Source organism: Nocardia mexicana NBRC 108244 (assembly GCF_001613165.1).
In the GTDB taxonomy this organism is placed as follows: Bacteria; Actinomycetota; Actinomycetes; order Mycobacteriales; family Mycobacteriaceae; genus Nocardia; species Nocardia mexicana.
Map to the genome: position 1 here is coordinate 1 of NZ_BDBV01000062.1, position 17,491 is coordinate 17,491.

14 protein-coding genes are annotated in these 17,491 nt (G+C 66.9%); 7 read left to right on the forward strand and 7 right to left on the reverse strand.

What is annotated here, in order from left to right; all coding sequences use genetic code 11:
• Both NM1_RS24065 and NM1_RS24070 read right to left on the reverse strand, forming a co-directional pair.
• The coding region (locus NM1_RS24065) for an MMPL family transporter (protein ID WP_068024000.1) at nt 1–2,210 on the reverse strand (2,210 nt) is incomplete at its 3' end.
• 228 nt (nt 2,211–2,438) lie between these two features.
• Nucleotides 2,439–4,787 carry an MMPL family transporter gene (locus NM1_RS24070; RefSeq protein ID WP_068024003.1) on the reverse strand — a complete coding sequence of 783 codons (2,349 nt, stop codon included), beginning with the start codon at nt 4,785–4,787 and terminating at the stop codon, nt 2,439–2,441.
• Between the two features lie 206 nt (nt 4,788–4,993).
• Here NM1_RS24070 and NM1_RS24075 point away from each other — a divergent pair, with 206 nt between their 5' ends.
• The 5 genes from NM1_RS24075 to tgt all read left to right on the forward strand — a co-directional run bounded on the left by NM1_RS24075 (nt 4,994) and on the right by tgt (nt 11,249).
• Entirely contained in the window at nt 4,994–5,626 is a 633-nt protein-coding gene (locus NM1_RS24075; RefSeq protein ID WP_068024006.1) for a TetR/AcrR family transcriptional regulator, read from the forward strand.
• The gene (locus tag NM1_RS24080) at nt 5,610–6,080 is read left to right on the forward strand and encodes an RrF2 family transcriptional regulator (protein ID WP_068024236.1); all 471 of its coding nucleotides are present in this window, start codon (nt 5,610–5,612) and stop codon (nt 6,078–6,080) included. Before NM1_RS24075 ends, NM1_RS24080 begins: the two co-directional genes overlap by 17 nt.
• A 73-nt stretch (nt 6,081–6,153) precedes the next feature.
• Nucleotides 6,154–7,887 (forward strand): ABC transporter ATP-binding protein, encoded by a 1,734-nt coding sequence (locus NM1_RS24085; protein ID WP_068024009.1) that lies wholly within the window; start codon nt 6,154–6,156, stop codon nt 7,885–7,887.
• Nucleotides 7,888–7,960: 73 nt separating this feature from the next.
• Nucleotides 7,961–9,907 carry an ABC transporter ATP-binding protein gene (locus NM1_RS24090; RefSeq protein WP_068024013.1) on the forward strand — a complete coding sequence of 649 codons (1,947 nt, stop codon included), beginning with the start codon at nt 7,961–7,963 and terminating at the stop codon, nt 9,905–9,907.
• A 97-nt stretch (nt 9,908–10,004) separates the two neighbouring features.
• On the forward strand, nt 10,005–11,249 hold the full coding sequence (tgt, locus tag NM1_RS24095; RefSeq protein ID WP_068024016.1) for a tRNA guanosine(34) transglycosylase Tgt: 1,245 nt from the start codon (nt 10,005–10,007) through the stop codon (nt 11,247–11,249).
• 144 nt (nt 11,250–11,393) lie between these two features.
• On the opposite strand, the gene NM1_RS24100 is transcribed toward tgt, so the two are convergent.
• Nucleotides 11,394–12,167, reverse strand: a complete 774-nt coding sequence (locus tag NM1_RS24100) for a queuosine precursor transporter (protein WP_174556909.1) — start codon at nt 12,165–12,167, stop codon at nt 11,394–11,396.
• 49 nt (nt 12,168–12,216) lie between these two features.
• Here NM1_RS24100 and NM1_RS24105 point away from each other — a divergent pair, with 49 nt between their 5' ends.
• A complete protein-coding gene (locus NM1_RS24105; RefSeq protein ID WP_068024019.1) occupies nt 12,217–12,795 on the forward strand; it encodes a DUF4190 domain-containing protein in 579 nt (192 codons plus the stop codon).
• 82 nt (nt 12,796–12,877) lie between these two features.
• Here NM1_RS24105 and NM1_RS24110 read toward each other — a convergent pair whose 3' ends face one another.
• Genes NM1_RS24110 through NM1_RS24120 form a run of 3 tightly spaced genes read right to left on the reverse strand, consistent with a single transcriptional unit; the run spans nt 12,878 to nt 15,187 of the window.
• The gene (locus tag NM1_RS24110; protein ID WP_068024021.1) at nt 12,878–13,651 is read right to left on the reverse strand and encodes an RDD family protein; all 774 of its coding nucleotides are present in this window, start codon (nt 13,649–13,651) and stop codon (nt 12,878–12,880) included.
• Nucleotides 13,652–13,695: 44 nt separating this feature from the next.
• The gene (gene gluQRS / locus NM1_RS24115) at nt 13,696–14,673 is read right to left on the reverse strand and encodes a tRNA glutamyl-Q(34) synthetase GluQRS (RefSeq protein WP_084519976.1); all 978 of its coding nucleotides are present in this window, start codon (nt 14,671–14,673) and stop codon (nt 13,696–13,698) included.
• A 43-nt stretch (nt 14,674–14,716) separates the two neighbouring features.
• A complete protein-coding gene (locus NM1_RS24120) occupies nt 14,717–15,187 on the reverse strand; it encodes a DUF309 domain-containing protein (RefSeq protein WP_068024241.1) in 471 nt (156 codons plus the stop codon).
• Between the two features lie 398 nt (nt 15,188–15,585).
• On the opposite strand from NM1_RS24120, the gene NM1_RS41440 reads away from it, so the two are divergent.
• Nucleotides 15,586–15,795 (forward strand): DUF397 domain-containing protein, encoded by a 210-nt coding sequence (locus tag NM1_RS41440; protein ID WP_084519978.1) that lies wholly within the window; start codon nt 15,586–15,588, stop codon nt 15,793–15,795.
• A 72-nt stretch (nt 15,796–15,867) separates the two neighbouring features.
• On the opposite strand, the gene qcrB is transcribed toward NM1_RS41440, so the two are convergent.
• Complete coding sequence (qcrB, locus tag NM1_RS24125; protein WP_068024027.1) at nt 15,868–17,490, reverse strand: cytochrome bc1 complex cytochrome b subunit; 1,623 nt, start codon at nt 17,488–17,490, stop codon at nt 15,868–15,870.
• Between the last annotated feature and the right edge of the window lies 1 nt (nt 17,491).

Here is a 17,491-nt window from a genome sequence, read left to right on the forward strand (position 1 = left end):
AGCCAGTTGGGGATCCACCAGGCCCACTTGCCCATCAGGATCAGCAGGGACGGGATCAGCACCATCCGGACCAGGAAGGCGTCGAACAGCACGCCCGCGGCGAGCGCGAAGCCCATCGACTTCGCGGTGGTGTCGGCCTCCAGGATGAAGGAGCCGAACACGAAGATCATGATGATCGCGGCGGAGGTGACCACGCGGGCGCCGTGGTGATACCCCTTGATCACCGCATCCTTCGGCGTCGCGCCGTGCACGAATTCCTCGCGCATGCGGGTCACCAGGAACACCTGGTAGTCCATGGCGAGCCCGAATACCAAGCCGATCAACATGATCGGCAGGAAGCTCACGATCGGCCGCGGCTCGTCGACCAGACCGAGCTTGCCGTCCTGGAAGATCAGCACGGTGGCGCCGAACGTCGCGGCCATCGACAGCAGGAACCCCAGAGCGGCGGTCAGTGGCACCAGCACCGACCGGAACACCGCGATCAGCAGCAGGAATGCGGCACCGGCGACGATCGCCAGATACGGCACGATCTTGCTGAGCAGGGCATGGTCGACATCGGCGTAGATGGCCGTGGTTCCCGTGATGCCGTATTCGATGCCGTACTGCGAGTGCAGGGCACTCTCGGCATCGCGCGCGTCGCGGACGAGATCCTTGGTGTCCTGGTTGTTCGGCCCGGTCTTCGGCACCGCATTGAGCAGCGCACCCGCACCGTCCTGGCTGAACTGCGGCTCGGTCACGTAGTCCATGTCGGGGTAGGCGGCCAGCTTGTCGTGCAGGGCCTGCACCGCCGCCTGCCGCTGCTCCGGCGGGACGCCGCCGAGTTCCGCGACCACCATCAGCTTGCCGTTGCTGCCCTCGCCGAATCCCTCGGTGCGCAGGTCGTAGGCCTTCCGGACGGTGGTGTCCGCGGGCATGCTGTCCTCGCCGGGCAGCCCGAGTTGCAGATGGGTGGCGGGCCCGGCGGCCAGCGCCAGCACGATGATGCTCAGCACCAGGGCGACGGCCGGGGCCTTGCCGATGAGCTGCGCCACCCGCATGCCGTTGGTGACCGAGCTGTCGTCCTCCGGATCGTGCTGCGCGATCACCGGCAGCTTCGGCTTGAACAGGAACCGCCCGAACGCCCCGAGCAGCGCGGGCATCAGCGTGATCGCGGTGAGCACGGCGAACGCGGCCGCGAGGGCACCGCCCAGACCCATGAACGTCAGGAAGCGGATGCCGACGATGCTGAGCCCGACCAGCGCGATGATCACGGTGCCACCGGCGAAGACGACCGCCGCCCCGGCCGTGCCCAGCGCCGTCCCCGCCGCCGATTCGGCCGAATTCTGCACGGCCAGTTCGTGTTTGTAGCGGGAGACGATGAACAGCGCGTAGTCGATCGACAGTGCGATGCCGATCATCGAGGCCAGGAAGGTGGTGAAGCTCGGCACATCCACGAACGACGTGCCCAGCATGATCACCGACATGGTCACGCCCAGTCCGACGATCGCGGTGATGATCGGGACGAAGGCGGCGACGATCGCGCCGAACGCCACGATCATGACGATCAGTGCGAAGCCCATGCCGATCATCTCGGCCTTGCCGCTGGGCTGCTGATTCTCCATCGCGATGGTGCCGTCCATCTCGACGGTGAGCCCGGCCGCGCGGGCGTCGTCGGCGATGTCGTAGGCGGCCTTGCGGTTGTCGGCCGTGACATCGGTGAACTGCTTGATGGTGAACGGAACGGTCAGCACCGCCACGGCATCCGGGTTGGTCGTATTCAGCACGTTCAGCGGCGCATTGCTGCATTTGGAGGAGAACGCGTCGGAATCGCGATCGGGCGCCAGGCAGCCCATCTGCTCGGCGGCCGCGATCGGATCTTCCAGCGGCTTGCTGTGATCGACGATGTCGAGGGTGCCGATCTTGGCGACCAGGGCCTGGACCGCCGCGTGATTCGCCGGGTCGGTGAGCTTCTGTCCCTCGGGCGCCGCGATGACGTAGGTGCCGGTGACGGCGTCGAACTGGAACGCCTGGGACATACCCGGGAAATGCTTGTCGAGGATGTCGGTGGCCCGTTCCGACGGCAGGTTCGGGATATTGAAATCGTTGCTCATCGGCTCGCTGAGCTTGCTGCCGAGACCACCGACGATGAGGAACAGCACGATCCATACGGGGAGCACGATCCATTTCCGGCGGAAAGCGAACCTGCCCCAGCGGTACAGATATACGGACACGAGCGTCTCCTTGCGTCTGTGGGCCGTGCTGTTCGTTTGTAGAACCGAGTGCGGGGCGATAGCTCGCACTACACGAAACGGTCCGGCCACCGGCATGGCCGGGATAATTCACGAGCTGGAGAACAACTGTTTCGAGTCTGCTGTGTTGTTGCTACAAGATCAAGGGTTTCCGGAAAAGGTGTCGGCCCCAACCCGCGGGCGGGTTGGGGCCGACAACCGTGGTGCGAATCAGCCGACCGGGACCGGTTCCTGCTCGGTCGCGGCGTCGCGGTCGCGCTGCTGCAGTTCGCGCAGCTTGCTGCCCTCGACGTCGATATTCGGCAGGATGCGATCCAGCCACGCCGGAATCCACCAGGCCCACTTGCCCAGCAGCACCAGCAGTGACGGGATCAGCACCATCCGGACGATGAAGGCGTCGAACAGCACGCCCGCGGCCAGCGCGAAGCCCATCGACTTCGCGGTGACGTCGGTCTCCAGGATGAACCCGCCGAACACCGAGATCATGATGATCGCGGCCGAGGCCACCACCCGGGCGCCGTGGTGGTATCCGGAGATCATGGCCTCCTTCGGCGACTTGCCGTGCACGAATTCCTCGCGCATGCGGGTCACCAGGAACACCTGGTAGTCCATGGCCAGGCCGAACACCAACCCGATCAGCACGATCGGCAGGAAGCTCACGATCGGTTGCGTCTCACCGATCAGACCCAGCTTGTCCTGCTGGAAGATCAGCACGGTCGCGCCGAACGTCGCGGCCATCGACAGCACGAAGCCGAGTGCCGCCGTGAGCGGCACCAGGATCGACCGGAACACCAGCACCAGCAGGATGAACGCCGCGCCGACGACGATCGCCATGTACGGCACGATCTTGCTGAGCAGGGAGTTCGACACGTCGGCGTAGATGGCCGTGGTGCCGGTGATGCCGTACTCCATGCCGTACTGCGACTTGAACTCCGCCTCGGCGTCGCGGGCGTGCTTGACCAGGTCCTGCGTGGCCTCGTTGTTCGGACCCGTATCGGGCACGGCGAGCAGCCGGGCGCCGGTGCTCTGCGCGAAGTCGGGCTCCTTCGTCTGCGGATCCGACACATTGGTCATCGCCGGGGTGACGAAGTCCATGCCCTCGTAGGAGGCCAGCTTGTCGCGCAGCCCGGTCACCGCCGCCTCGCGCTGCGCCGGTGCGACGTCGCTGAGATCGGCGACCACGGTCAGGATGCCGTTGCTGCCCTCGCCGAATCCCTCGGTACGCAGGTCGTAGGCCTTGCGAACCGTACTGGTCTCGGGCTGGCTGTCCTCGCCGGGCAGGCCGAGGCTCAGGTTCACCGCGGGCGCTGCCAGCGCTCCGAGCACGACGACGCTGAGCAGCAACGCGACCGCCGGGGCCTTGCCGATCAGCCGGGCCACCCGCATGCCGTTGGTGACCGACTTGTCGTCCTCGGGATCGTGCTTGGCGACCAGCGGCAGCTTCGGCTTGAACAGGAATCGCCCGAACGCGCCCAGCAGCGCCGGAAGCAGGGTCAGCGCGACGAGGATCGCGAAGGCCGCGGCAATGGCTCCGCCCAGGCCCATCCAGGTGAGGAAGCTGACGCCGACGATGCTCAGCCCGACCAGGGCGATGATCACGGTGAGTCCGGCGAACACCACCGCGGAACCCGCCGTGCCGATCGCGGTCCCGGCCGCCTCCTCCGGCGAATCCTGTACGGCCAGTTCGCTCTTGTAGCGCGAGACGATGAACAGCGCGTAGTCGATCGACAGCGCGATGCCGATCATGGACGCCAGCACCATCGTGAAGCTCGGGATCTCGATCACCGAGGTGCCCAGCATGACCAGCGCCGATGCGGTCCCGACCCCGACCAGTGCGGTCACGATCGGCACGAAGGCCGCGATGAGTGCGCCGAAGGCCACGATCATCACGATGAAGGCGACGGCGAAGCCGATCATTTCCGCCTGGCCGCCCGGGGCCGCCTGCTCGGTGGCGATGGTGCCGCTCAGTTCGACGCTGAGTCCGGCGTTGCGTGCCTCGTTCGCCACGTCGTAGGCCGCACTGCGCTCGGTGGCGGTGACGTCCGAGAAGGACTTGATCTTGAACGGAACCTGAACGTAGGCAACGGAATCCGCATTGCCCTTACCGAGCACGTTCAGCGGGGCGAGGCCGCACTTGGACACGAAGTCCGGATTGTTGCGGTCGCCGTCGAGGCAGCCCATCTGGGTGGTGGCGTCGATGGGATCGGTCAGGGGCTTCTGGTGATCGACGATGTCGAGCTGGCCGAGCTTCTGGATGAGCCCCGTGACGGCCGCGTGGTTGGCCGGGTCGGTGAGCTTCTGCCCCGCGGGCGCGGCGATGACGTAGGTGCCGGTGACGGCGTCGAACTTGAACTCCGCCGAGGCGCCGGGGAACTGCTCGTCGAGGATGTCGGTGGCCCGCTGCGACGGCAGGTTGGGCATGTTGAAATCGTCTTGGCTCTGCTTCTGCAGGCTGGTTCCGAGTCCCCCGAGGACCAGGAATGCCAGTAGCCAGACCGGTAATACGATCCATTTCCGGCGGAAGGCGAACTTGCCCCACCGATAGAGGTATACGGACACGAGTGGGTTCTCCTAGCGATTGCCGGTTTGTGCCGAGTTCAGGCTCCGTAGACAGCACTCTCGCGGGCCGCCCTGCACGCGACCGCCTCCACCTGACGCTTTCTGCCTACCGTGCGGTAGGTAGACTACCGAGCGGTAAGCGGAGGAACAACCTCAATTTTCGGGGCATGATCCGCCCGGACGGACCGTGATGAGAGGATCATCCCATGAGCGCACGTAGTACTGCCGGACACGTTGTCGCAGGTGGCGGGACTAAAGAGGCGATTCGGGAGGCCGCTATTCGGCTTTTCTCCAGCAAGGGATTCGATCAGACGAGCCTGCGCGAGGTCGCGGATGCGGTGGGAATCACAAAAGCCTCCCTTTACTATCACTACGCCTCGAAGAAGGATCTGCTGCTCGCGATTCTGGAGCCGATCGTCGACGACCTGAACGCCGTCGTGACCGGATTGGACGGGGTGACCTACGGCCCCGAGGGTGTGCGAGAGGTGTTGACCAGGCAATTGCATGCGCTGCTGCGACATCGCACCGCGGGCGCGATGTGCGTGCGGGACGCCGCGGCCATCATCAACGCGATCGGTGACCGGCATCCGGACATGCTCGAGATGCACCGCAGCCTGAGCGCCTGGCTGGCCGGACCCGATCCCACGCAGGAACGGGAGCTGCGGGCGAGCGCCGCGCTCGAGGTGCTCGGGACGGCGCTGTGGTCGAAGGAGCTGAACCCCGACACCGGCGACGAGCTCATCGAGCGGGTCCTGCTGGACGCCGCGCTCGGTGTGCTGGGCGCCGGTGGGGAATCGGTCGCCGCCGATGCGGGGAGACGCCGTGCACATCAGCGCTAAGGTCGACTACGCGGTCCGGATTCTGCTGGAAATAGCCCGCGCGCAAGCGGGTTCGGTCAAGGCCGACGTCATCTCCTCCGCCCAGGCCATCCCGCCGAAGATTCTGGAATCGACGGTGGCCGAGCTGCGGCGCGCGGACCTGGTGACCAGCCGCCGCGGCCCCGACGGTGGTTATCGGCTGGCCCGCCCGGCCGCCGAGATCAGCGTCGCCGACGTGATCCGCGCGGTGGAGGGGCCGCTGGCCTCGGTGCGCGGGCAGCGCCCGGAGGACGTGAGCTATCCGGGTGCGGCCGAACCGCTGCAGCGGGTCTGGATCGCCTTGCGCGTCAACATCCGCGCGGTACTCGAGCAGGTCTCCATCGCCGAGATCGCGACGGACGAACTCCCGACGTTCATCGACGAATTGACCGCCGATCCCGGCGCCTGGGCGCGGCGGCCCGGACCCGCCGCGTGATGCCCGCCGCCGCGCCGTGTCGTCGCAAATCGCGGCGGCGGGTGTCGTCCGGAGGCGGTAGCCTGCACGCATCATGTTGATCAGACTGCTGCGCAGCTTCATGAGCCCCTACCGTTCCCAACTGGCCGGGGTGGTCGTGCTGCAGCTGATCTCGGTGATCGCGATGCTGTATCTACCCAGCCTGAACGCCGACATCATCGACAACGGCGTCACCAAGGGCGATATCGGCTACATCTGGACCACCGGCCTGTGGATGCTGCTGGTCACCGGCGTGCAGATCGTCGCCTCGGTCTTCTCGGTGTATCTGGGCGCGCAGGCGGCGATGGGCGCGGGCCGCGATATGCGCGCTGCGCTGCTGCACCGGGTCGGCACCTTCTCCGCGCGCGAGGTGGGCCTGTTCGGCGCCCCGTCGCTGATCACCCGCAACACCAACGACGTGCAGCAGGTGCAGCTGCTGATCGTGATGAGCGCGACCATCCTGGTGATGGCGCCGATCATGTGCGTCGGCGGCATCGTCATGGCGGTGCGGCAGGATCTGGGCCTGTCCTGGCTGCTGCTGATCGCGGTGCCGGCGCTGGCGCTGACCATGGCGGCCATAATCTCCCGCATGGTGCCGGGCTTCCGGCGCATGCAGGAGCGCATCGATGCGGTGAATCGCGTACTGCGCGAACAGATCACCGGCATCCGGGTGGTGCGGGCGTTCGTGCGGGAGCGGCAGGAGACCTGGCGCTTCGGCGTCGCGAACTCCGAACTGACCGAGGCCTCGCTGTATGTCGGGCGGCTGATGGCGCTGATGTTCCCGGCCGTGATGCTGATCAGCAACCTCACCACCGTCGCGGTGATCTGGTTCGGCGGCCACGCCATCAATTCGGGGGAGATGCAGATCGGGTCGCTGACGGCGATGCTGTCCTACATCATGCAGATCCTGATGGCGGTCATGATGGCGTCGTTCCTGGCCATGATGGCCCCGCGCGCGGCGGTATCGGCCGAGCGCATCGGCGAGGTGCTGGAGACCGAATCCTCGGTGACCCCGCCGCCGCTGCCGCAGCCGTTCAAATCCGATCCGGGCTCGGTGGACCTGCAGTTCGCCGAGTTCAAGTTCCCGGGCGCGGACGAGCCCGTGCTGCGGGCGATCCGGTTCCGGGTGGATCCGGGGCAGACCACCGCGATCGTGGGTTCCACCGGTTCCGGCAAGACCACGCTGATCAATCTGATTCCGCGGCTGATCGACGTCACCGACGGCGCGGTCTACGTGGGCGGCACCGACGTGCGCCACATCGATCTCGATCTGCTGCGCTCCCAGATCGGCCTGGTGCCGCAGCGGGCGTACTTGTTCTCCGGCACGGTCGCCTCCAATCTGCGCTACGGCAATCCGGACGCCACCGACGCGCAGCTGTGGCAGGCGCTGGAGATCGCGCGGGCCGCCGACTTCGTGCGGGAGATGCCGCAGGGGCTGGAAACGCCTGTCGCACAGGGCGGTACGACCGTCTCCGGCGGTCAGCGCCAGCGGCTCGCGATCGCCCGCGCGGTGGTGAAACGCCCCAAGATCTACCTGTTCGACGACTGCTTCTCCGCCCTCGACGTCGCCACCGACAGCCGAGTCCGCGACGCGCTGCGGCCGGTGACCGCCGAGGCCGCGGTCATCACCGTGGCACAACGGATTTCGACGGTCCGCGACGCCGACCAGATCGTGGTACTGGAGGACGGGGCAATGGCCGGGATCGGCACGCACGACCAATTGCTCCGCGACTGCGAGGAATACCGGGAGATCGTGCAATCCCAGCTCAGCGTGGAGGATGCTCGATGAGCGAGCTTGCGAGCGAACCATCGACACAGCGCCCCGGCCGCATGACGGAACCGAGCGCCAGCGAGGTGGAGTCATGAGGCCCGGGGTGCCCAATCCCGGTGCGCCGGATACCAAGGCCAAGTCGTTCGGCCCCTCGCTGAAGCGGCTGCTGCGGCGCTTGGCACCCGAACGGGTGTATCTGATCGCGATTCTCGTGCTGGCGGTGACCGCGGTCGTGCTGAATACGCTCGGCCCGCAGCTGCTGGGCAAGGCCACCAACCTGATCTTCGACGGGGTGATCGGGCAGCAACTGCCGTCGGGCCTGACCAAGGACCAGGCGGTCGAGGCGCTGCGCGCGCAGGGCCAGGACAAGCTCGCCGACATGCTGGGCGGGATGAATGTAATCCCCGGCGCGGGAGTCGATTTCGACGCGGTGGGCCGCGTGCTGCTGCTGGTGCTCGGGCTGTACGTGGCGGCCGCGGTCTTCACCTGGCTGCAGGCGTTCCTGCTGAACCTGGTCATCAACCGCACGGTGAAGCGGCTGCGCAGCGATATCGAGGACAAGATCCACCGCCTGCCGCTGAGCTACTTCGACTCCACCCCGCGCGGCGACCTGCTCTCCCGGGTCACCAACGACGTCGACAACATCGCGCAGAGCCTGAACCAGACCATGAGCCAGCTGCTCATCTCGGTGCTGTCGGTGCTCGGCATCCTCGGCATGATGTTCTGGATCTCGCCGCTGCTGGCGCTGATCGCATTGCTCACGGTCCCGGCGGCGATAGTCGTCACCGCGCAGATCGCCAAGCGCTCCAAGCCGCACTTCGCCGACCAGTGGAAATACACCGGCCTGGTGAACGCGCAGGTCGAGGAGGCCTACACCGGCCACGAGATCGTCACCGCGTTCGGCCGCGTCCGCGAGGTCGGCCAGGAATTCGACAAGCGTAACGACAAGCTCTACGAGGCCAGCTTCCGCGCGCAGTTCATATCCGGCCTGATCATGCCGGTGATGATGTTCATCGGAAACCTGAACTACGTGCTGATCGCGGTGGTCGGCGGGCTGCAGGTGGCCTCGGGCAGCCTGTCGCTGGGCGAGGTGCAGGCGTTCATCCAGTACTCGCGCCAGTTCAGCCAGCCGCTGACGCAGATCGGCTCGATGATCAACCTGCTGCAGTCCGGGGTCGCCTCGGCCGAGCGCGTCTTCGAGATCCTCGACGCCGAGGAGCAGGTCCCGGATCCGGCGGTGGAGGATTCGCGGCCGGTGGACCGCGGCCGGGTCGAGTTCGAGTCGGTGTCGTTCCGGTACGAGCCGGACAAGCCGGTGATCGAGGACCTGTCGCTGGTCGCCGAGCCCGGCCACGTGGTGGCCATCGTCGGCCCGACCGGTGCGGGCAAGACCACCCTGGTGAATCTGCTGGAGCGGTTCTACGAGCTGGACTCGGGCGTGATCAGCATCGACGGCGTCGACATCACCCGCATCACCCGCGACCACCTGCGCTCGCGCATCGGCATGGTGCTGCAGGACACCTGGCTGTTCGGTGGCACCATCCGCGAGAACATCGCCTACGGCAACACCACCGCGAGCGAGGACGATATCGTCGCCGCCGCGCGCGACGCCTACGTCGACCGCTTCGTGCACTCGCTTCCCGACGGCTACGACACGGTGATCGACGAGGAGGGTTCGGGGGTCAGCGCCGGGGAGAAGCAGCTGATCACGATCGCCCGCGCCTTCCTGGCCAAGCCGTCGATCCTGATCCTCGACGAGGCGACCAGTTCGGTCGACACCCGCACCGAACTGCTGGTCCAGCAGGCCATGGCGGCCCTGCGCCGCGACCGCACCAGCTTCGTCATCGCACACCGGCTCTCGACCATCCGCGACGCCGACACCATCGTGGTCATGGAGCGGGGTCACATCGTCGAGCACGGCACCCACGACGAGCTGCTCGCCCGGCGCGGCGCGTACCGCAAGCTCTATAACGCCCAGTTCGCGGGGGCCGCGGTCGACCAGGACCTGGTCGACGAGGAAGCGGTCGACGCCGTGTAGGCGCCGCCGCTGTCGGTGGACCCCGGCCAAAAGCATGCCGGGGATGCCGGTAGGTGGCTGGTAGTGGCTGGGACGACGGGGCTGGCAATATGGCGGGGTGCCTGATCCCTCGTCATTCTCGTTCACCGTCGGTACCCGCCTCGAGGGACGGCACGGGCGATCAGGCGTGATCACCACTCCGCACGGCACCATCGCGACCCCGGCATTCATTCCCGTCGGCACCAAGGCGACCGTGAAGGCGGTGCTGCCCGAGACGATGAAAGAGCTCGGCGCGCAGGCGCTGCTGGCCAACGCGTACCACCTGTACCTGCAGCCGGGTTCCGACATCGTGGACGAGGCCGGGGGGCTGAGCAGGTTCATGAACTGGCCGGGGCCGACCTTCACCGACTCCGGCGGGTTCCAGGTGATGTCGCTGGGCGTCGGCTTCAAGAAGGTGCTGGCGATGGAGGCCGTCGGCGTGCAGAACGACGACGTGATCGCCAAGGGCAAGGAGCGGCTGGCGGTCGTCGACGACGACGGCGTCACCTTCCGCTCGCACCTGGACGGATCCAAGCACCGGTTCACCCCGGAGATCTCCATGGGCATCCAGCACCGGCTCGGCGCCGACATCATGTTCGCCTTCGACGAGCTGACCACGCTGCTGAATACCCGTGGCTATCAAGAGAAGTCCCTGCAGCGCACGCACGAATGGGCGCAGCGCTGTATCGCCGAGCACGAGCGGCTGACGGCCGAGCGCTCGCACCGGCCGTATCAGGCGCTGTTCGCGGTGATCCAGGGCGCGCAATACGAGGATCTGCGCCGCAAGGCCTGCAGCGGACTACGGGCGATGCGCGGCAGCGCGGGAACCGGATTCGACGGGTACGGGATCGGTGGCGCGCTGGAGAAGCAGAACCTGGGCACCATCGTCGGCTGGTGCAGCGACGAGCTGCCCGAGGACAAGCCGCGCCACCTGCTGGGGATCAGCGAGCCCGAGGATCTGTTCGTCGCGGTGGAGAACGGCGCGGACACCTTCGACTGCGTCAACCCGTCCCGCGTGGCCCGCAATGCGGCGATCTACGTCGACGCGGGCCGGTTCAATATCAACACCAGCCGGTTCCGCCGCGACTTCACCCCGATCGACGAGACCTGCGACTGCTACACCTGTGCGCACTACACCCGCGCCTACATCCACCACCTGTTCAAGGCCAAGGAGATGCTGGCGGCCACGCTGTGCACGATCCACAACGAACGCTTCACCGTTCGCCTCGTGGACCGCATCCGCGCCGGCATCGACGGCGGCTACTACGACGAGTTCAAGGCGGAGACCCTGGGCCGCTGGCAGGGCCGCATCCGAAACCCGTAGAGATTCAGAGCATCTCGCGACCATCCGCCATCCCGGCACGCAGCCGACCTCATTCCGGCGCGCAGCCGACCTCATTCCGGCGCGCAGCCAACCTCATTCCGGCGCGCAGCCCCTTCTCATTTCCGGCACGCTTTTCGCCGGAATCTAACTCCGAATCGCCGGACGGTCCAGGGGCTGATAGGTCGGCTCATGCTTCTTCAGCAGCGCGATCACTCGGTAGCTGACCGGGAGAATCAGCACCTCCACCAGCGTCTTCCAGACGAAGCCGACGATCACGTAGTTGAAGAACGCACCCCAGGTGGAGATGCCGATGGCGGTCGCGGCGATCGAGCAGAACACCAGGGTGTCGCCGAATTCGCCCGCGACGGTCGAGCCCAGCAGCCGGGCCCACAGGTGTTTCTCCTTGGTGCGCTCCTTGATCAGCATCAGCGTCGTCGAGTTCAGGAACTGGCCGACGACGTATCCGGCGAGACCCGCGGCGACCAGTTGCCAGGTGGTGCCGACCACGGTGCGGAACGCGTCCTGGTGCTCGTAGAAGCCCGCCGCGGGCAGCCCGATGGCGATCCAGAAGCAGCCCACCATCAGCAGCAGCATGCCGAAGCCGTAGTAGATGGCGCGGCGCGCGGCGCGGAAACCGTAGACCTCGCTCAGCACATCGCCGATGACGTAGGCGAGCGGGAACAGGAAGAAGGCGCCGTCGAGGGTGATCGGCAGGATCTCGATCGGCCCCAGCGAGAGATGCTGGTCGGAGAAGAACTGCACGCCCTTGGTGGCGCAGATGTTGGAAATCATCAGGGTGGCCGTGAACAGCGTCACGATCAGCGTGAACGGACCCCCCGCGGCCTGCGCGAACGCTGCGTGTTCGGCCGCGGGGCGCCCAGACTCGTCTATTTCCCCGGAATGCGTTGTAGTACTCACGAGGTGACGACGATACCGGGCCGCGGTCCCGGTGGAATAGGCTGTGTCAATGACGAATCCCGGCGATTCCGACGAATGGTGGAAGCAGTACGGCGGTGAGGGCGTCTCTTCCGAGTCCGGTGGGCACGCGCAGGTGCCGCCCTCGGGGCCTCCTTCCGCTCCGCAACAGCAGCCGCAGCCGCCGGTGACGCCGCCTCCGCAGCAGCAGTACCCGAGCTATCCGCAGCAGCAGCCACCGCAGTACGGGCAGCAGCCCTACGGGCAACAGGAGCCGTACCCCCAGCAGCCGCAGCAGCCGTACGGTCAGCCCGGCCAGTACGGTCAGCCGAATCCCTACGGCCAGCCCGCCTACCCGCCCGGCGGCGCCTACCAGCCGTACGGTTATCCCCAGCAGCAGGCGCAAGGCACCAACGGCCTGGCGATCGGCTCGCTGATCGCCTCCATCCTCGGCCTGTGCACCTGCATCGGCGCGATCGTGGGGATCGTGCTCGGCATCATCGCGCTGAACCAGATCAAGGAGCGCGGCGGCGAGGGCCGCGGACTGGCCCTGGCCGGTATCTGGGTCGGCGCCGCGGCCATCGTGCTGCAGATCATCTGGGTCGTGGTCAATATCGCGATCTCCGCCTGACGCCTACGAGACGACCAAGGGGCGCACCCGTAATCGGGTGCGCCCCTTGGCTTTCGCCGGGATGACCGCCCGGCGGTCCGGATCAGCCCTTGATGACCTGGGTGCCGCCGGCGAACTTGTCGTGCCAGCCCTGCTTGTTCGGGTCCTGGGAGATCGTCACCGCGATGTAGATCACCAGGCCCAGCTCGATCAGCGAGCCCAGGCAGGGGATGATTCCCGCGAGGTACCAGGCGTTGCGCTTGAACGAGGTGCCCGCGTCCAACTGCCCGCCGCCCGGAGCCAGCACGCGCAGCCCCAGCATCTTCTTGCCGAGCGTCGCGCCCTGCGAGGTCTCCATCGCCACGTAGTAGCCGACGTAGATGAGCGCGCCGACGATGCCGCCGATGATCTGCACGGCCATGCTGTTGCCGAGGACGAAGAGAATGATCGCGAGCGGGATGCCGATGATGAGGCCGTCGATCAGGCGTGCGCCGAACCGGATACCCAGATCACCGGGGACCGCCCCGGGCGGAACGTTCGCCGGAGCCCCGAACTGCGGCGGCCCGCCGTAGGGCTGGCCGTACGGCTGCTGCCCGTACTGCGGCTGGCCGTAGGGCTGCTGCGGCTGCTGGGGGTATGGCTCCTGCTGGCCGTAGGGCGGCTGACCGCCCTGGGGCTGACCACCCTGCGGGTACTGCTGCTGCCCGTACTGCGGCTGGCCGTACTGGCCCGGCTGCGGCTGGCCACCCTGCGGGTACTGCTGTCCACCTTGTGGAAACTGCTGGCCACCGCCCTGTGGATAAGGCTGGCCGCCGCCCTGGGGATACGGCTGTCCGCCTTGCGGAAACTGGTTGGGGTCGTACCCACCGCTCGTCATCTATCGTCCTCGTGAATGGTTGTGGCTTGGGACTGCTGCGTACGTTACGGATTCCCGCTGAATTTCACCACGTTGTCGGGGTCGAGTGTCCACGGCTCGCGCGGTAACGCGCCGGGATCGAACAAATCGAGTAGTTCGGCGGGGTCCGCCGCGGAGTAGCCCAGCGAGTCCGCCAGCAGCGCGAATACCTGCCGCGGCGTCTCCCCGAGCGCCGTGCGATCGGCCAGGGTCACCGCACCGTCGCGCTTGGCCAATCGTTTGCCGTCGCAATTGAGCACCAGGGGAACGTGGGCGTACTGCGGGATCGCGAGCCCGAGCAGCGTGGCCAGATACGCCTGCCGCGGGGTCGACGGGAGCAGGTCGTCGCCGCGCACCACCTGATCGATGCCCTGTGCGGCGTCGTCGACCACCACGGCGAGGTTGTAGGCGGGCGTGCCGTCGCCGCGGCGCAGCACCAGATCGTCCACCAAACCCCTATAGCTGCCGTGGATTTCGTCCACGATCTCGAATTCCGTCAGCTGTGAACGCAATCGCAGCGCCGCGGGCCTGCCCTCCGCGCGCCGCGCGGCGCGTTCGGCGTCGGTGAGGTCGCGGCAGGTGCCCGGGTAGGCGCCCATCGGCCCGTGCGGGGCGGTCACGGCCTGCTGGATTTCCCTTCGCGTGCAATAGCATTCGTAGGTCAGTCCAGCGGCGGTGAGAGTATCGATGGCGGCGAGGTGCCGAGCCTGGCACCGCGACTGCCGGATCACCGGGGGATCCCACTCCAGGCCCAGCGCCGTCAGATCCGCCAGCTGGCGCTCCTCGGCGCCGGGGCGGACGCGATCGAGGTCTTCGACGCGGAGATAGAAGGCGCGGCCGGTCGACCGGGCGAACAGCCACGCCAGCAGGGCCGTGCGCAGATTGCCCAGGTGCAGATCGCCGGAGGGACTCGGCGCGAACCGTCCGGCCCCGGGACTCGCCGTTCGTGCCCAGGTCTCCACTCGGTCCCGGCGCCGGCCGGGACGCCGGGGCGATCTGCTCATCAGCGGGCACGGTGCCCAATGGTAGGGGGACAGCCGATCCTGTTCAGCCCCGTAGACGGCGGCGCAGCCGGACCTCCGGAATCGGACGATCGGCGTCCAGATCCGCCAGCAGGCTCTCGGCGTGGGCCACGAGACCAGGCCCGTCGATGCCGTACGGGGGCGAACCGGCGGCGTTCAACCGGCCCACTGCCCGCTCCAGCAGCGTGCGAGCACCCTTCTTGTTGCCGCGCTGGATGTGCGTGAGCCCGACCGCGTACTGCGCCAGACCCTGCCACAGCATCCGCTCCGCGAACGGTCCGTTCTTCCATGCCGCCTCGAGGACCTCGTGGGCATTGAAGGCCAAGCCGTCGTCGAGCAGGCGCTGCGCGTACTCGAGGGTCTCCTCCGGCGGCAGGTCGAGATCGTCCGGTATTCGCTCCACACCGACGCTTCCGGGCGGCAGCGGGCGCCCGAATCGGTCACGGGGGCGGGCATTTCGGGCACGTCCGACATCGTCTCGATCGCGTTCGACCACCACTCCATGATCCACGGTGTGCGGCGCCGTGGAATATCCGGTGCGGCATGGTCGTACGACCGTGCTTGAATTTCGGCCGTGCGTACGTTTGCCAAACCTCAGTCCGGCGCATTGGGCAATTATTCCGCTACCCAGAATTCGGACAAAGGTGAACCCTGAACGCATGATTGAAATTGAAAAGACAACTCCGCTTCATTGCGGGAACCTGCTAATGTGCACGTCGGGGGTTGGACCCCCGCAAGATCCACTCTGTGGACGTGCAGTGTGAGCCGTGCACAACGCAAAATTGCGCGCTGTCACCAGGCGCATCGCGGGATCCCGCACATGGTGGGATCCCGGTGTCAGAAGAAACGATTCCAGGGATATTTCGTTCTCGACGCAGCAAAGGAGCTAGTGCAGTGAAGGTTGATTCGACCGGCGCCGTATGGCGCAAGAGCACGCATAGCGGCCCCGATGGAAACTGCGTAGAGGTTGCGTTTCTCATCGAGGGCAATGTCGCAGTTCGCGACACCAAGGACCGTGGACATGGTCCGATGTTGGCATTCACCCCGGGCGAGTGGGACGCCTTTGTCACGGGTGTGAGCGCGGGGGAGTTCGGGCGGGCCTGATCGGCACCCCGAACCAGGCAGAATCGGGCCCCGGGTCGACGCGACTCGGGGCCTTCGCGGTGGTGCGGCCGGTCAGTCCCCGTTCTCCTGATACCGGCGCAGGACCGTCAACTGCTCGTGCTCCTGCTCGCGCTCGGTGACGCGCAGCTGTTCCATCTGGCCCGCCGGGTCCGGCCGGAGGAAGCTGCCGCTGCCGGGACGCCCGGACAGGCCCAGCTTGTTCATCTTCTTCGGTACCGGCGCGCCCTGGTACGGCAGCGGAATCGGGTGACCGTGCTCGTCCACCGGGCCCAGCGGCTGGTGGATCTCGATGTACTCCCCGTGCGGCAGGCGCCGCACGATCCCGGTCTCGATGCCGTGTTCGAGCACCGCGCGGTCGCTGCGCTGCAGGGCGAGGCACAGCCGGTAGGCCAGCAGGTAGGCCAGCGGCGGCCCGAACAGCAGCGCGATCCGGAAGAACCAGGTCGTGGCGTTCAGCGAGATGTCGAACTGGAACGCGATGATGTCGTTGACGCAGGCCAGGGTGAGGATCACGTAGAACGCCAGCGACATGGCGCCGATCGCGGTGCGCACCGGCACGTCGCGCGGGCGCTGCAGCAGATTGTGGTGCGCGTAGTCCTTGGTGAGCCGCTTCTCGATCCACGGATAGGCCGTCATCAGTCCGAAGATCAGCGGCATCAGCAGCGCGATCGAGAGCGAACCCGGAATGGTGTGCCCGAAGATGTATCCCTCCCACGCCGGGAACAGGCGCAGGAAGCCGTCGGTCCACATCATGTAGAAGTCGGGCTGGGTGCCTGCCGAGACCTGGGAAGGGTTGTAGGGGCCCAGATTCCAGATCGGGTTGATCTGCAGGACGCCGCCCATGATCGCCACCACGCCCAGGGTGAACATGAAGAACGCACCCTGGTCGAGCGAGAAGACCGGCACGATCCGGGTGCCGACCACGTTCTTCTCGGTGCGCGCCGGGCCCGGATACTGCGTGTGCTTCTGGTACCAGACCAGCGCGATATGCGCCGCGATCAGCGCCAGCATGATGCCGGGCAGCAGCAGGACGTGCGCGATGAACAGGCGCGGGATGATGATGTCGCCGGGGAAGTCGCCGCCGAACATCAGCCAGTGCATCCAGGTGCCGATCACCGGCATGCCCATGGTGATGCCGGAGAACGCGGCCCGCAGGCCGGTGCCCGAGAGCAGGTCGTCGGGCAGCGAGTAGCCGAAGAAGCCCTCGAACATCGCCAGGATCAGCAGCAGCGAGCCGATCACCCAGTTGGCCTCGCGCGGGCGGCGGAAGGCGCCGGTGAAGAAGGTGCGGCACATGTGCACGATCATGGAGGCGGCGAAAAGCAGTGCGGCCCAATGGTGTACCTGCCGCACGAACAGTCCGCCGCGGACGTCGAAGGTGATCTGCAGCGCCGATTCGTAGGCGCGCGACATGCTCACCCCGCGCAGCGGCTGGAACTCGCCGTCGTAGACGACCTCGGTCATCGACGGGTCGAAGAACAGGCTCAGGTAGATGCCCGAGATCAGCAGGATGATGAAGCTGTACAGCGCGATCTCGCCGAGCAGGAACGACCAGTGGGTCGGGAAGACCTTGTTGATGGATCGCCTGACGAAATTGGCCGCCTGATATCGCTCATCGGCGGAATCGGCTTGCCCGGCAAGCCTGCGGCCGACGGCACCTTCTCGAACTGCCATG

Bases quoted from the DNA above. Each gene is read 5' to 3' on its own strand.
- NM1_RS24085 (WP_068024009.1), top strand. From the start codon at position 6,154: ATGTTGATCAGACTGCTGCGCAGCTTCATGAGCCCCTACCGTTCCCAA.
- NM1_RS24110 (WP_068024021.1), bottom strand. From the start codon at position 13,651: ATGACGAGCGGTGGGTACGACCCCAACCAGTTTCCGCAAGGCGGACAG.
- NM1_RS24090 (WP_068024013.1), top strand. From the start codon at position 7,961: ATGAGGCCCGGGGTGCCCAATCCCGGTGCGCCGGATACCAAGGCCAAG.
- gluQRS (WP_084519976.1), bottom strand. From the start codon at position 14,673: ATGAGCAGATCGCCCCGGCGTCCCGGCCGGCGCCGGGACCGAGTGGAG.
- NM1_RS24075 (WP_068024006.1), top strand. From the start codon at position 4,994: ATGAGCGCACGTAGTACTGCCGGACACGTTGTCGCAGGTGGCGGGACT.
- NM1_RS24105 (WP_068024019.1), top strand. From the start codon at position 12,217: ATGACGAATCCCGGCGATTCCGACGAATGGTGGAAGCAGTACGGCGGT.
- qcrB (WP_068024027.1), bottom strand. From the start codon at position 17,490: ATGGCAGTTCGAGAAGGTGCCGTCGGCCGCAGGCTTGCCGGGCAAGCC.